The 14,703-nt window shown below is 64.9% G+C and carries 13 protein-coding genes; 10 read left to right on the top strand and 3 right to left on the bottom strand.

Annotation, left to right across the window (positions count from 1 at the left end; all coding sequences use genetic code 11):
- Positions 1 to 38: 38 nt before the first annotated feature.
- From ACFO0A_RS10295 to ACFO0A_RS10265, 7 genes are all read left to right on the top strand, one after another.
- The gene (locus ACFO0A_RS10295; protein WP_379538917.1) at positions 39 to 1,472 is read left to right on the top strand and encodes an 8'-apo-carotenoid 13,14-cleaving dioxygenase; all 1,434 of its coding nucleotides are present in this window, start codon (positions 39 to 41) and stop codon (positions 1,470 to 1,472) included.
- Positions 1,473 to 1,513: 41 nt separating this feature from the next.
- On the top strand, positions 1,514 to 2,440 hold the full coding sequence (locus ACFO0A_RS10290; protein WP_379538916.1) for an ABC transporter ATP-binding protein: 927 nt from the start codon (positions 1,514 to 1,516) through the stop codon (positions 2,438 to 2,440).
- Positions 2,437 to 3,198 (top strand): ABC transporter permease, encoded by a 762-nt coding sequence (locus ACFO0A_RS10285; protein ID WP_379538915.1) that lies wholly within the window; start codon positions 2,437 to 2,439, stop codon positions 3,196 to 3,198. The genes ACFO0A_RS10290 and ACFO0A_RS10285 overlap by 4 nt, the downstream gene beginning before the upstream one ends.
- Positions 3,199 to 3,250: 52 nt before the next feature.
- Positions 3,251 to 4,384 carry a tRNA guanosine(34) transglycosylase Tgt gene (gene tgt, locus ACFO0A_RS10280; protein ID WP_379538914.1) on the top strand — a complete coding sequence of 378 codons (1,134 nt, stop codon included), beginning with the start codon at positions 3,251 to 3,253 and terminating at the stop codon, positions 4,382 to 4,384.
- Positions 4,385 to 4,457: 73 nt separating this feature from the next.
- Positions 4,458 to 5,915, top strand: coding sequence for an IMP dehydrogenase (guaB, locus tag ACFO0A_RS10275; RefSeq protein ID WP_379538913.1), 1,458 nt, complete (start codon positions 4,458 to 4,460; stop codon positions 5,913 to 5,915).
- 24 nt (positions 5,916 to 5,939) lie between these two features.
- Entirely contained in the window at positions 5,940 to 7,121 is a 1,182-nt protein-coding gene (locus ACFO0A_RS10270) for an RsmB/NOP family class I SAM-dependent RNA methyltransferase (protein ID WP_379538912.1), read from the top strand.
- 93 nt (positions 7,122 to 7,214) lie between these two features.
- On the top strand, positions 7,215 to 7,721 hold the full coding sequence (locus tag ACFO0A_RS10265) for a tetratricopeptide repeat protein (protein WP_379538911.1): 507 nt from the start codon (positions 7,215 to 7,217) through the stop codon (positions 7,719 to 7,721).
- A gap of 22 nt (positions 7,722 to 7,743) precedes the next feature.
- Here the strand turns inward: ACFO0A_RS10265 and ACFO0A_RS10260 are convergent, their stop codons facing one another.
- Both ACFO0A_RS10260 and ACFO0A_RS10255 read right to left on the bottom strand, forming a co-directional pair.
- Positions 7,744 to 8,244: an RNA pyrophosphohydrolase gene (locus ACFO0A_RS10260; RefSeq protein ID WP_379538910.1), complete on the bottom strand. Its 501-nt coding sequence runs from the start codon at positions 8,242 to 8,244 to the stop codon at positions 7,744 to 7,746.
- Positions 8,241 to 9,224 carry an alpha/beta hydrolase gene (locus ACFO0A_RS10255; protein WP_379538909.1) on the bottom strand — a complete coding sequence of 328 codons (984 nt, stop codon included), beginning with the start codon at positions 9,222 to 9,224 and terminating at the stop codon, positions 8,241 to 8,243. The genes ACFO0A_RS10260 and ACFO0A_RS10255 overlap by 4 nt, the downstream gene beginning before the upstream one ends.
- A 211-nt stretch (positions 9,225 to 9,435) precedes the next feature.
- Here ACFO0A_RS10255 and ACFO0A_RS10250 point away from each other — a divergent pair, with 211 nt between their 5' ends.
- Entirely contained in the window at positions 9,436 to 11,388 is a 1,953-nt protein-coding gene (locus ACFO0A_RS10250; protein WP_379538908.1) for a 2-oxoacid:acceptor oxidoreductase subunit alpha, read from the top strand.
- Complete coding sequence (locus ACFO0A_RS10245) at positions 11,385 to 12,425, top strand: 2-oxoacid:ferredoxin oxidoreductase subunit beta (RefSeq protein ID WP_379538907.1); 1,041 nt, start codon at positions 11,385 to 11,387, stop codon at positions 12,423 to 12,425. The genes ACFO0A_RS10250 and ACFO0A_RS10245 overlap by 4 nt, the downstream gene beginning before the upstream one ends.
- A 9-nt stretch (positions 12,426 to 12,434) precedes the next feature.
- Here ACFO0A_RS10245 and ACFO0A_RS10240 read toward each other — a convergent pair whose 3' ends face one another.
- Positions 12,435 to 13,205: a phosphatase PAP2 family protein gene (locus tag ACFO0A_RS10240; RefSeq protein ID WP_379538906.1), complete on the bottom strand. Its 771-nt coding sequence runs from the start codon at positions 13,203 to 13,205 to the stop codon at positions 12,435 to 12,437.
- Positions 13,206 to 13,280: 75 nt separating this feature from the next.
- On the opposite strand from ACFO0A_RS10240, the gene ACFO0A_RS10235 reads away from it, so the two are divergent.
- On the top strand, positions 13,281 to 14,660 hold the full coding sequence (locus tag ACFO0A_RS10235; protein WP_379538905.1) for a cryptochrome/photolyase family protein: 1,380 nt from the start codon (positions 13,281 to 13,283) through the stop codon (positions 14,658 to 14,660).
- The last annotated feature ends 43 nt before the right edge of the window (positions 14,661 to 14,703 follow it).

The following is a 14,703-nucleotide window of genomic DNA, read 5'->3' as shown; positions in this document are numbered from 1 at the left end:
ATGTAAACGGCGTTAACATTTAGTGGAGTCGGCACATCATGGCAAGCTTCCTCGAACAGACCATTCGCAGCACCGTCGGCAAGGGCATCGGCGCTGTTGCCGGATACAACCGCAAGCGCCTCGACACCGGCGAGCACCCGTTCCTGACCGGACTGCATGCCCCGATGACTGAGGAGCTGACGCTGGACAGCCTGAAGGTTACCGGCACGATCCCGGAGGAACTTGACGGCAGTTACATGCGGATCGGGCCGAACCCCATCGCGCCCGATCCCGCAGGGCACCACTGGTTCACGGGCGACGGCATGGTTCATTCCATTCGCCTGCGGTGCGGAAAGGCTGAGGGATATCGCAATTGCTGGATCCGCTCGAAAGCGGTAGCGGCGGCCGGAGGTCCGTCGGCTGCGCCGGGTCCTCGCCGGATCAGCGATACGGTCAACACCAACGTCGTGGCGATCGCGAACCGGCCCATGGCCCTGGTCGAGGCGGGGAGCACGCCGGTCGTGCTTTCGCCGTCGCTGGAAAACCAGGTCTACAGCGACTTCGACGGCTCACTGCAGGGCAGCTTTTCCGCGCATCCGCATCTTGATCCGGCAACGGGCGAGCAGCACGCCATAACTTACGATGCGACCCAGCCGAACCGCGTTCACCACGTCGTTATCGACCCATCGGGCAAGGTGGTGCGCGAGCTGGCGATCCCCGTCGCCAACGGGCCTTCGATCCACGATTGCGCGCTCACGCAACGATTTGCGGTGGTGTTCGATCTTCCCGTCACGCTGTCGGTGAAGGCGCTGCTTTCCGGTTATTCGTTCCCGTATCGTTGGAACGCGGAACATCCCGCTCGCGTCGGTTTGCTGCCTCGCCAGGGCGATGCGGACTCGATCATCTGGTGCGAAGTCGATCCTTGTTACGCCTTCCACGTCGCGAATTCGTACGACCGCGAAGACGGCTGCGTGGTTATCGACCTTGTCGTCTATGCAACGATGTTTGCAGGCGGATACGCTGGACCGAACGGCAAGTGCCTGGGACTTGAGCGCTGGGTTGTCGATCCGCTGTCGCGCTCCGTGACCCGCAGCACGATCGATCCTTCGGCCCAGGAGTTTCCGCGGCCCGATGAACGCTTTTTCGCCCGGCCATACCGCTACGCATGGTCGATAGCCTTGCCGGAGAACGAGGAAAGCGCGTTCCTTGGTGCGACCGTGATCCATGCGCACGACCTTGTCGCCGGCACCCGCGAGGATCGCGACTTCGGCAGCGAACGGTACCCTGGCGAATTCGTGTTCGTCCCGCGCCGCAGCGATGCTGCCGAAGGCGACGGCTGGCTGATGGGGCTGGTGATCGACGCGGCGACCGAAGCGACCGAACTCGTGATCCTCGACGCGCGCGACTTTACCGGACCCCCTGTCGCTTCGGTGCACATCCCGCATCGCGTGCCGCCGGGTTTCCACGGAAACTGGATTCCGAATGCGTCCTGACCTCTGGCGCGGGCGAGGTTTCGCCCCCATCTAGGGGGCGCGTGGAGCCGATTCTCGACATCCGGGGCCTGACCAAAACTTTCCCCGGCGGGAATACCGCGCTGGATAACGTCGACCTGGCGATCCGGCCGGGCGAGATTTTCGCACTGCTCGGTCCAAATGGCGCCGGCAAGACCACGCTGATCGGATCCGTCTGCGGGTTGGTCCGGCCGACGGCAGGCTCGATCCACGCCTTCGGGATCGACATGGCGCGCGACTGGCGCGCTGCGCGGGCACGGATCGGACTGGTTCCGCAGGAGCTTAGCGTCGACATGTTCGAGCATGTCGGCCAGTCGGTTGCGCACTCGCGCGGACTTTTCGGCAAGCCGCGCGATCCCGCTCGCGTCGAGGAAGTGCTCCGCTCGCTGTCGTTGTGGGACAAGCGGGACGCCAAGATCATGGCCTTGTCGGGCGGCATGAAGCGCCGCGTCCTGATCGCCAAGGCGCTCGCTCACGATCCCGAGTTGCTGTTCCTCGACGAACCCACCGCCGGTGTCGATGTCGAACTGCGTCGCGACATGTGGGCGCAGATCGGCCGTCTGCGCAATCAGGGCATGACGATCATCCTGACCACCCATTACATCGAAGAGGCCGAGGAAATGGCCGACCGCGTGGGCATCATCAACGATGGGAAGCTCATCCTGGTGGACGAGAAGGCGGCGTTGATGTCGCGGCTGGGCCGCAACGAAGCACTGATCGGACTCTCGAGCAGGTTGGACGACGTTCCGCCGGCGCTGGCGCCGTTCGGGGTCACGCTGGCCGACGACGGCCGCGCCTTGTGCTTTCGCGACGCTTCGCAGGACTCGCGCGGCGGCGTGGCCGACCTGCTCAAGGCGATCGAGGCAGCAGGCCTGGATTTCACCTCGATCGAGACGCACCAGTCCAGCCTCGAGGATATCTTCGTTGACCTTGTCGAGAAGCGCGCATGAACTGGCGGGCCGCCGGCTCTATTTACCGGTTCGAGCTGGCCCGGACCTGGCGCACGCTGTTCCAGTCGATCTTTGCCCCCGTGCTGACGACTTCGCTGTATTTCATCGTCTTCGGTGCGGCGATCGGCGGCCGGATCCAGCAGGTCGGCGGGGTTCCCTATGGCGCCTTCATCGTGCCGGGCCTTATGCTCCTCACGATCCTTTCGGAAAGCACTTCGAACGCCAGCTTCGGCATCTACCTGCCGCGCTTTACCGGCACCGTATACGAACTGCTTTCGGCACCGGTCGGCGTGGCAGAGACCCTGATCGGCTATGTCGGGGCGGCGGCGACCAAGTCGGTCATCCTCGCGATCATCATCCTGGCGACGGCGCGCCTGTTCGTGCCGTTCCACATCGTTCATCCGATCTACGCCGCCGGCTTCCTCGTTTTGATAGCGCTGGCGTTTTCGCTGTTCGGCTTCATTCTTGGGTGCTGGGCCGACGGGTTCGAGAAGCTTCAGGTCGTCCCGATGCTCGTGCTCACCCCACTGACCTTCCTGGGCGGCACGTTCTATTCGATCGAGATGCTCGGCGAGCCTTGGCGCACAGTGGCGATGGTCAATCCCGTCGTCTATCTCGTCAACGGATTGCGCTGGACATTCTACGGGCAGTCTGATGTGAACATCCTGTGGTCGGCCGGCCTTACGCTGGCCTTCCTGCTGATCTGCGTGGCAATCGTGTCGTGGATCTTCCGCACCGGGTGGAGGCTGCGGACCTGACCCGATCGCCTGCGATTGCCGCGCCCGGCGAATGTCCCTAAGCGCGCCGCGCATGGCCCGCTTCTCGTTCAACATTTCCGCGACTGACGGCAAGGCCCGGACGGGCGCTATCGCAATGGCGAGGGGCGTGATCCGAACCCCTGCGTTCATGCCGGTCGGCACAGCCGCAACGGTGAAGGCGATGAAGCCGGAGGACGTTCGCGCGACGGGCGCGGACATCATCCTGGGCAACACCTATCACCTCATGCTTCGGCCCGGAGCGGAGCGGGTTGCGCGGCTTGGCGGATTGCACCGGTTCATGAACTGGGACCGCCCGATCCTGACCGACAGTGGCGGATATCAGGTGATGAGCCTGTCGGATTTGCGGAAGATTACCGAGGAGGGCGTGACCTTCGCCAGCCACCTGGATGGCTCGAAGCATCTGCTCACGCCGGAGCGCTCGATGGAAATCCAGCGCCTGCTCGGTTCGGATATCGTGATGGCCTTCGACGAATGCCCGCGTGCCGACGGATCGCGCGACGCCATCGCGCGGTCGATGGCGATGTCGATGCGATGGGCCCAGCGTTCGCGCGAAGCTTTCGACGCGGGCGAGGACCATGCGGCCGGGGCTGCTCTGTTCGGCATCCAGCAAGGCGCGCTCGACGAAGGGCTGCGCCGCGAATCCGCGGATGCGCTGACCGCCATTGGTTTCGATGGTTATGCCATCGGAGGGCTTGCCGTGGGCGAGGGGCAGGAGGCGATGTTCGCCACGCTTGATTTCGCGCCGGACCAGCTTCCGGCGGACCGCCCGCGCTACCTCATGGGCGTCGGCAAGCCAGACGATCTGGTCGGCGCGGTGGAGCGCGGCATCGACATGTTCGATTGCGTGCTTCCCAGCCGGTCAGGCCGCAACGGGCAGGGCTTCACCTGGAGCGGTCCGGTCAATCTGCGCAACGCCCGATTTGCCGAGGATACCGCCCCGCTAGATCCGCGCTGCACCTGCCCGATCTGCGCGAAATACTCGCGGGCCTACCTTCATCACCTCCACAAGAGCCATGAAATCCTTGGGGCCATGCTCCTGACCGAGCACAATCTATCGTTCTATCAGCAGCTCATGGGAGCGATGCGCGACGCCATCGGCTCGGGCCGCTTTGCCACTTTCACGGCCGATTTCCGCCGCGATTACTTTCAAGGGAGATCGCCCTAGCGATTCCTTGCCGCCGCGTTTACATGGGCCGCCACGAATCTTCCCGGTAACCCTCGAACAAGTGGCACTGCGCATGGATATCCCGATCGGCCTGACCTTCGACGACGTGCTCCTACGTCCGGCCGAGAGCGACTTGCTGCCGACGGATGCTGATACCCGGACCCGGTTGACCAAGACCATCTCCCTGAACATCCCCGTCCTGTCCTCGGCGATGGACACCGTTACCGAAGCCGACATGGCGATCGTCATGGCGCAGATGGGCGGCATCGGTGTGCTTCACCGCAACCTGACGATCGAGCAGCAGTGCGCCGCGGTTCGCAGCGTGAAGCGGTTCGAAAGCGGGATGGTCGTTAATCCCATCACCATCGCGCCTGACGCGACGCTCGGCGAAGCGCAGGCACTCATGGCGACCAATCGCATTTCCGGCATTCCGGTGGTCGAGCGCGGCGGCAAGCTGGTCGGCATCCTGACCAACCGCGACGTGCGTTTCGCCGATGATCCGGCGCAGCCGGTCAGCGAACTGATGACGCGCGAAAACCTCGCCACCGTGCCGCTCGGCACGGGGCAGGACGCGGCGCGCCGCCTGCTGCATCAGCGGCGGATCGAAAAGTTGCTGGTCGTCGACGATGCCTTCCGCTGCGTCGGCCTGATCACGGTCAAGGACATTGAGAAGGCGGTGACCTTTCCAGATGCGACGAAGGACGCCACCGGCCGCCTACGCGTCGCTGCCGCGACTACCGTGGGGGAAAAGGGTTTCGAGCGCACCTCGGCCCTGATCGATGCCGAATGCGACGTCGTAATCATCGACACGGCGCACGGCCATAACCGCGATGTCGCCCGGGCGGTCGAGGCGGTGAAGAAGTTGTCCAACTCGGCGCAGGTCATCGCCGGCAACGTCGCCACCGCCGAGGCGACGCGCGCGCTAATCGATGCGGGTGCCGATGGGATCAAGGTCGGGATCGGGCCCGGTTCGATCTGCACCACGCGGATCGTCGCAGGCGTAGGGGTGCCGCAGCTTACGGCGATCATGGACGCGGCGAACGAGGCAACGAAGTCCGGCATACCCGTCATTGGCGACGGCGGACTCCGCTCGTCCGGCGATGCCGCAAAAGCGCTCGCCGCCGGGGCGTCGAGCGTGATGATCGGCTCGATGCTCGCCGGCACCGCAGAGGCGCCGGGCGAGAGCTTTCTCTTCCAGGGAAGGGTCTACAAGAGCTACCGCGGCATGGGTTCGGTAGGCGCAATGGCGCGCGGCAGCGCCGACAGGTATTTCCAGCAGGACATCAAGGATTCGCTCAAGCTCGTTCCCGAGGGGATCGAGGGGCAGGTGCCTTTCAAGGGACCGGCCAAGGACGTCGTTCACCAGCTCGTCGGAGGTATCAAGGCGGCGATGGGCTACACCGGCTCCCGCACTCTCGAGGAACTGCGTGAGCGCGCGAGCTTTGTGCGGATCACCGGCGCCGGGCTTAATGAAAGCCACGTCCATGATGTCACGATCACGCGGGAAGCGCCCAATTATCCTTCTCGCTAGGCCCTCTCTGCCGGGGCCAAGGCGATGACCCCTGCCGCGCGCGTCCAAGGGGCGATCGAACTGCTTGACGCGATTATCGACGCGGCGCGGCGAGGCGGCGCCTCGGCCGATCGCATCGCGCACGAATGGTTCAAGTCCCGTCGTTTTGCGGGGAGCGGCGACCGCCGGGCGATCCGTGACCTTGCCTGGCGCGCGATCCGTGCCAGCGGCGAGGTTCCTCCGTCGGGGCGGGCCGCGCTTCTCCTTCTGGCCAAGGATGACGAGGCACTTGTGCCCCTATTCGACGGCTCGACCCACGGTCCAGCGCCGGTCGATCCGGACGAGCCGGTTGCCCGGTCTGGCCTCGCGCCGGCATGGCTGGTCAAGCAGATGCGCGCATCGGACCTCGATTGGGATGAGATCGGCGCCTTGCTCGAGCGCGCCCCGCTCGACCTTCGCGCCAACCGCCTGAAGACGACGCGCGAGGCGCTGGCCGAATCGCTCGAAACGCCCTCGGAGCCGACCGCTGCGCGCGACGGGCTGCGCCTGCTGACCGCAGCCAATGTCGATCGCTGGCCCCAGTTCGAACAGGGTCTTTTCGAGGTTCAGGATACCGGCAGCCAGCTCGCATGCGAAGCGCTGGGCGCGAGCCCGGGAGAATCGGTCATCGATCTGTGCGCTGGGGCGGGAGGAAAGACCCTCGCGCTAGCCGCCGCGATGGACAACCGTGGTACGTTGTTGGCCTGCGACACGGATCGCACGAGGCTGCAGCGAATTCCTCCACGCGCCGAGCGGGCGGGTGCGGCGATCGAGACGCGGCTGCTCAATCCGGGTCAGGAGGCAGCCATGCTTGCCGACTGGGCCGTGCGCGCGGATGCTGTCCTTATCGATGCACCCTGCTCGGGAACGGGAACCTGGCGCCGCAATCCCGAGACGCGCTGGCGTCTGACACCCAGGATCCTCGAGTCGACCGCGGTCGTACAGGCCGCCTTGCTCGACATTGCTGCGGGACTCGTGCGGCCCGGCGGTCGGATCTGCTATGTCGTTTGTTCGCTGCTCGATCGCGAAGGCGCGGATCAAGCAGCGGCATTTCTTGCCCGCAACCCCCAATGGCGCGCGGCGGACGTCGTCATGCCACTGGGGACGCCCCGGGGAACCGGACGCCGTCTCACTCCGTTGCACGACGGAACCGACGGCTTTTTCGTCGCCTGCCTCGAGCGCCTATGAAAACGCGGGCAGCGTGGTAGAACTGGCGTCATGACTGCCGGAACTCGCGTTCGTGAATCCAAGCGCGCGGGTTCCCAATTCCGGGAACTGCTGATGCGCTACACTCCTGCTGCCGTCGCCCTTTCGCTGCTGGTCGCGGTTTCCGCCAGCGTCGGCCATACCGCCGCACCCGAAAGCGGTAATGCGCAGGCGAGGGCCCTTCTGGGCGAAGGCCGCTCGCTGCTCGCTTCTGGCAATCCGGCGGTGGCATCGGATGCCTTCGAGGCGGCCCTCGCGGTCGACCCGGGCTATATCGCGGCCTATCTCGCGCTGGCGGACGCTGCGCGGGCGGAAGGACTTCAGGGCAAGGCGATCCATTATTACAGGGAAGCGCTCGACCGCGATCCCAATAACCTCTCGGCCCTGGCGGGGGAGGGTGGGGCGATGGCCGAAAAGGGCGCGGTCGAGAAGGCCCGCCGCAATCTCGCCAAGCTGGAAGGCCTGTGCGGCAAGAATTGCGACGAAGCGCATCAGCTTGCCGCGGCGATCGCCCGCGGCCCGGCGCCGCATGTGCTTTCGGCTGAAGCGGTCACCTCCGAACCGGTCGTGACCAAGAACTAATCGCGCGCGGCTGCTTTGGCACTCAGAGCAGGCCGGCGAATTCTTCCAGCACCGCGCGATAGACGCGACGCTTGAACGGGACGATCAGGTCGGTGATCTGATCGGGCGAAACCCAGCGCCAGTCGCAGAATTCAGGGGGTTGATGGGCGTCCAGCCGCACGTCCTCATCGCTGCCCGTGAAGCGCATCAGCAACCAGTGCTGGCGCTGGCCCCGGTATTGGCCGCCCCAAAGCTTTCCGAGCAGGTCATCCGGCAGATCGTAGAACAGTTCCTCGCGCGTTTGCGCAAGGAGGTTGACCTTATCCGCGGTGATGCCGGTTTCCTCCGCAAGCTCGCGAAAGGCGGCGCCGCGTACCTCTTCGTCGGGATCGATCCCTCCCTGGGGCATCTGCCAGAAGTCACCCTCGCCGCCCGAGTTGGTCTTGCGGTCGATCCGCTGGCCCACGAAGACGTGGCCGCTTTCGTTGACCAGCATGATTCCGACGCAAGGACGATAAGGCAAGCCGGCGAGATCGATGCTCATCGAGCAGCGTCGTCCTTGTGCTTGTCGAGCAGCAGGCGGATCGCATCGAAGATGGCGTGAAGGTCGCGCTGCGCGCTGGGCACGGCTTTGCGCAGGTTCACGAACCCGTGGATGCTTCCTTTCATTTCGAGGAAGATCACGTCCGAACCGGCGCGGATCAGCTCGATCCCGTATACCCGCCCGCTGTCGCGAATGGGGTCGAGGCCGGCGGTCACCAGAACTGTCGGGGGCGTCGTCGCGTGTTCGCCGAGAATCGGATAGGCGCGCTTGTCGCCGCTCTTCGCGGCGTAGCTTTCGCCGAACCACTCCATCGCGTTGCGGGTCAGGAGATGGCCCTCGCCAAAATCGACCATCGACTGATGATCGGATTTCTCGTCGGACAGGGGATAGATCGGCACCTGCAGCACCACTGGAACCTCTGCGGGCCGTTCGGCCAGCGCCTGCGTGACAACGATGGTGAGATTTCCGCCCGCGCTGTCGCCCATCGGGATCAGGCCGGTCGCCTTCCGGCCCAGCTCCGCGGGGTTGCCCGCGACCCAGCGCGTAGCGGCCTCGCAATCATCGGGCGCCGCAGGGAATTTGTGCTCGGGCGCAAGGCGATAGTGTACCGCGACCACCGGCAGGTCGAGTTCGGCTGCGATCTCGGTGCAAAGGTTGTGGTGAGTGTCGAGGTCGCCGATCACGAACCCGCCGCCGTGGAAGAACATGACGACCGGACCTGGATCGCGGCTCTCGCGCGCGTCGTACAACCGCAGCGGAATTTGACCGGCGGGGCCGGGGCAGGAAAGATCGCGGATCACGGAGAGGGGGCGGGGATCGGCCTCGGCCACCGGAGTCATCGCCAGGTATGCCGCACGGGCTTCGGCCAAGGGCAACGCAGACATCTCGGGCCCGTCCATCGCGTTCAGGAAGGCCAGGAACCCGGCAACGTCGGGGCGCACATAATGCTTCGGGCGATCGGTCACCATGTCTTCGGCCATATCAGTCGCATCCTCTTGTCGCGCCGTGTGACGGCGTCGCGTTGGTCGTAAGTCGCGTTTTGCAACTTGACTAGCCGCAAGAGAAGGATTTTGCTGGCTCCTGCGGTTGCCACTCCAACAGATTTTCTGTTTGGCACGTTGCGTGCGAGGGGCATAAGCGAACGGCGACCGATCCGGTAGGATATCCCGGGGCGCCCGGCAGAGGACTTTCATGGCCACAATTCTTGCAGAATCTCCCGAGGCGCCTTCGCGCCGGGCCGGCGGCGCTTCGCCCGAAGCGGTCGTCGTGCGCTTTGCCGGCGACAGCGGCGACGGGATGCAGCTCACCGGCGGGCAGTTCACTCTCTCGACTGCGCTGGCTGGCAACGATCTGGCGACGTTTCCCGACTTTCCAGCCGAGATTCGCGCGCCGCAGGGCACCCTTTTCGGCGTCTCGGCCTTTCAGATCAATTTCGGCTCGACCCAGATCGAAACCGCGGGCGACGCTCCCGATGTGCTGGTGGCGATGAACCCCGCCGCGCTTAAGACCAATGTCGAGGCCTTGAAGCCCGGCGGCCTGATCATCGCCGACAGCGGCGAGTTCGGTGAGCGCAACCTGGCCAAAGCGAAGTATGCCGCCGACCCGCTGAAGGATGGCTCGCTGTCGCGCTGGCAACTCCTTGCGTTCGACATCAGTGCGCTCACGCTCGAGTCGGTCAAGCCGTTCGGGCTGGGCAACAAGGAAGCGCTCCGCTGCAAGAACATGTGGACCCTCGGCCTGGCACTGTGGATGTTCGATCGCGATCGCGAACCGATCATCGCCTGGTTGAATGACAAATTCCGCAAGAACCCGGTGCTTGCCGAAGCCAACATCGCAGCGCTGAATGCCGGGCATGCTTATGGCGAGACTGCGGAGCTCACCGGCCCGCTCAAGCAGTATCACCTCGAACCCGTGCCGTCGTCACCGGGCCTTTATCGCACGGTCACCGGAGCCGAGGCGATTTCGCTCGGCCTCGTCGCCGGGGCGCAGCTTGCCCAGCTGCCGATGTTCTTCGGCGGCTATCCGATCACGCCGGCGAGTGCGATCCTTCATCACCTGGTGCGGCTGAAGGAGTTCGGGATTACCACGTTCCAGGCCGAGGACGAGATTGCCGCGATCTGCGCGGCGATCGGCGCGTCCTATGCTGGCCAGCTCGGCGTCACATCTTCCTCGGGCCCCGGTATCGCCCTGAAGGGCGAGGCGATGGGCCTTGCGATCATGACCGAGCTTCCGCTCGTAATCGTCAACTCGCAGCGCGGCGGGCCGTCGACCGGCCTGCCGACCAAGACCGAGCAGTCCGATCTCTACCAGGCGATCTACGGCCGCAACGGCGATGCGCCGATGCCGGTGATCGCCGCACGCAGCCCGTCCGACGCGTTCGACTGCGCGATCGAGGCGTGCCGCATCGCCACCCAGTACATGACGCCGGTCATGTTGCTGACCGACGGCTACATCGCCAACGCGGCCGAGCCGTGGCAGGTGCCGGATCCCGCCAGCTTCACGCCGTTCCCCGCCAAGTTCCTGGAAACCCGTCCCGACGGGGACGAGGAGCTGAAGCCTTACGCCCGCGACGAGAAATTGGCGCGGCCCTGGATCAAGCCCGGTACTCCCGGAATGATGCACCGCATCGGCGGGATCGAGAAGGCGCCCGGAACGGGGCACATCGATTATTCGCCGGGCACTCACCAGGCGATGACCGACCTGCGCAAGGACAAGGTCGACGGAATCGCCCGCGACATTCCCCCGCAGGATGTCAGCCTGGGCGAAGCCGGGGGCAGGCTTGTCGTGGTCGGATGGGGTTCTACGTTCGGCCCGATCCACCAGGCCGTCCGTCGCGCGCGGGCCAAGGGGCTCGACGTGTCGCAGGTTCACGTGCGTCACGTCTGGCCGCTGCCCGAAAACCTCGGGTCGTTGCTGAAGAGCTTCGACAATGTGCTGGTCCCCGAAATGAACACCGGCCAGTTCAAGACGGTGCTGCGCGACCAGTTCCTCGTCGACGCCAAGCCGCTCAACAAGACCAGCGGGCAGCCTTTCACGATCGCCGAGATCGAGAGCGCGATTGAAGCGGCGCTCGGCGGACATGCCGGCGGCGAGGTCGACGCAGACACTACCCAGCTTCCCAGCATCAAGGCGGTCAACCCATGAACGACATGACTCCGGTCGCCAAGACGACCACCATCAAGGATTGGGAAACCGACCAGGAAGTTCGCTGGTGCCCCGGCTGCGGCGACTACGCCATCCTGAAGGCGGTTCAGCGCACCTTGCCCGAGATCGGCGCTGACCCTGCCAATACCGTGTTCGTCAGCGGAATCGGCTGCTCAAGCCGTTTTCCTTATTACATGGAAACCTACGGCTTCCACACGATCCACGGACGCGCGCCCGCCATCGCGACAGGGGTGAAGCTTGCGAATCCGGCGCTCGACGTGTGGCTGATTACCGGCGACGGCGATGGCCTGTCGATCGGCGGTAACCACATGATGCATATCCTGCGTCGCAACCTCGACATCCAGATCATGTTGTTCAACAACGAGATCTACGGGCTGACCAAGGGTCAGTACTCGCCCACTAGCCGGATCGGCACGACCAGCCCGTCGACTCCGATGGGATCGGTTGATCGGCCGGCCAGCCCTTGCGCCTTCGCGCTGGGATCGGGCGCCCGGTTCGTCGCGCGCGGGTTCGACGTTTCAAAGGAGCTGCCCGCCGTGCTGAAGGCCGGCCACGCGCATCCCGGAGCGGCCTTCATCGAGATTTTCCAGAACTGCATCGTTTACAACAAGGACGTGTTCAACGATTTCGCCGCTCCCAAGGGCGCCGAGGATCGCCAGCTCTGGCTCCGCAACGGCGAGCCGATGCTTTTCGCCAAGAACACCAAGGGCATCGCGCTCGACGTCGAGAAATTGACGCTAAAGGTGGTCGACGTCGTCGATGGCGATTGGCAGGCGGCAGGCGTGATCGTTCACGATGTGAAGAACCGTTCGGTTGCGCACATGCTGGTGGAGCTTCCCTTCGGCCCGTTCCCGATGGCGCTGGGTGTCATCTACGACGATCCGCGCCCGACATTCGAGGCCGCGGTGATCGAGCAGAACCGCAAGGCCAGCGAAGGGCGCAAGCCCGATCTGGCCGCGCTTCTCGCGAAAGGTCAGACCTGGACCGTGACCGGCACCGCTCAAGACCCGATCTGACGCAATTCGTCAGCGTGGGTCGAGTTCACCCGGCGTGAGTTCTTCGAGCTTGTCTTCCGCTTCCTTTGCCACATTTTTGGCCGGGCGGTGGAGGATGGCCGAAGCAAGGAAAGCCCATCCCGCCCCGCCAAGCCAACCCGCCGTCACGTCGCTGGGATAATGGACGCCCAGCCAGACGCGGCTGGCCGAAACCAGAATGGTGATTGCGGCGGCAACGGCGATGAGCGTGATGCGAACCGATTGGCGCGGGCTCATCGCCGCAAACGCCAGAGCGATGGCGATGTAGACGACCGCCGAATTGAAGCTATGTCCGCTGGGAAAACTGCTGCCGCCCGCGTCCATCAGGTGACTGACCAGCGTCGGCCGGGGCCGGCCGACTGCCGCCTTGACCACGCTGTTCAAGACCCAGCCTCCGACGATCGTCCCGGCGAGAAGAACCGCTTCCCGGCGCAATCGCAGGAACAGCAGTGCAACCAGCGCACCCGCGGCGACGAGGTGGCGCAGCAACACCCCGCCCAGTGCGGTGAAGTCCCGCACCGCCTCGAGCAGCCATTTGGGGCCAGCGGGGTGAAGGTCGGGCCCTCTGCGCCAAAGCTGCAGGCCCGCCGCATCGAACCCGGCCGACCGGCCGCTCAGCACAAGCCAGACCATCAGCGCGAAACCAGTCCAGCATATCGTCGCGGCCACAAGGGCGCGGGTCGGGTCGATCCGATAGCTGCGCGCCGGCAGCGTGATCTGTGCGGTCTTTTCGGGTTGGGGGTGTGCAGGGTGTGAAGCCATGGCATGGGGAACCCGCTGTGGCGGCTCCCGTTCCGTCGCAGGAGCATCATCTCTCAAATAGGCAAGGCTGGGCAATTGACCAAACCGCAAATCGTCTGGCTGCGCCGTGACTTGCGGATCGAGGATCAGGCTGCGCTTCGTGCGGCGGCGGAGGCGGGGCCGGTTATCCCTGTTTTCGTGCTGGACGACGAAACGCCTGGCGAGCGACGCCTTGGCAGCGCATCGCGCTGGTGGCTGCATGGAAGCCTCCAAGAGCTGGGCGACGCATTGAATGCGCGAGGTTCGCGGCTGATCCTGCGGCGCGGGTCCGCCGCCCAGGTTGTGTCGCTGCTGGCGGATGAGGTTGGCGCAGGAGCCATCCACACGATCCGTCACTACGAACCATGGTGGGTGAAGGCCGAGCAAGACATTGCGAAGCGGGTCGACCTCGTCTTGCACGACGGCAATTACCTTCTCCCGCCGGGCTGCGTCGTCACCGGCGCAGGCACGCCCTATCGGATCTTCACGCCATTCTACCGGGCAGCGATGGCGCACATGCCTCCGCCGGCGCCAACAAGCGCTCCCCACTTCCACGCTCCGGCTCGGTGGCCGGCCAGCGATCGCCTTGACGATTGGAAACTGCGCCCGACGCGACCTGACTGGGCCACGGGCTTCGTCGAGGTGTGGACACCGGGTGAAGCCGGCGCCACCGAGCGATTAAAGGACTTTCTGGACGTAGCAGCGGAGTATGAAACCACCCGCAATCTCCCTTCGCAGGAGGGTTCGTCCCGTCTTTCACCGCACCTGCACTGGGGCGAGATTTCACCCGCGACCGTATGGCATGCGCTGGATGGCCGCCAGGGAAAGGGATCGGAGAGCTTTCGCAGCGAACTCTTCTGGCGGGATTTCGCGCAGAACGTGATCACGCAGTTCCCCGACTATCCCGACCGGTCGTTCCGCCCCGAATTCGAGAAGTTCAGATGGCGCGATCCCGCAAAGGATGAAAATGCCAAGGCCGATCTCAAAGCCTGGCGGCAGGGACGCACCGGCTATCCGATCGTCGATGCCGGGATGCGCCAATTGTGGCGCACCGGCTGGATGCACAATCGGGTGCGAATGATCGCGGCCAGCTTCCTCATCAAGCACCTGCTCATCGATTGGCGGAGCGGCGAGCGCTGGTTCTGGGACACGCTGGTGGACGCGGACTACGGCAACAACGCGACCAACTGGCAGTGGGTATCGGGAAGCGGAGTGGATGCGGCGCTGTTCACGCGGATAATGGCGCCCCTGACGCAATCGGCAAAGTTCGATGCCGCAGAGTATATTCGGGAGTGGGTACCCGAGCTTGCGGACCTCACCGACGAGGATATCCATGATCCGCCGAACCGTCCGCGCGGCTACCCTGACCAGTTGATCGGGCACCGGGAGGCGCGAGAACGAGCGCTCTCGGGCTACCGCGCGATGAAAGCTTCGTGATCGTGCGGTTGCCGCGCTGCGCCCCCGGCGGCATAAGCCGCGC

It is taken from the genome of Novosphingobium tardum, from assembly GCF_042652045.1.
Taxonomy (GTDB): domain Bacteria; phylum Pseudomonadota; class Alphaproteobacteria; order Sphingomonadales; family Sphingomonadaceae; genus Novosphingobium; species Novosphingobium tardum.
The sequence above is the reverse complement of the archived record's forward strand: the minus strand, read 5'-3'. Positions and strand labels throughout refer to the sequence as shown.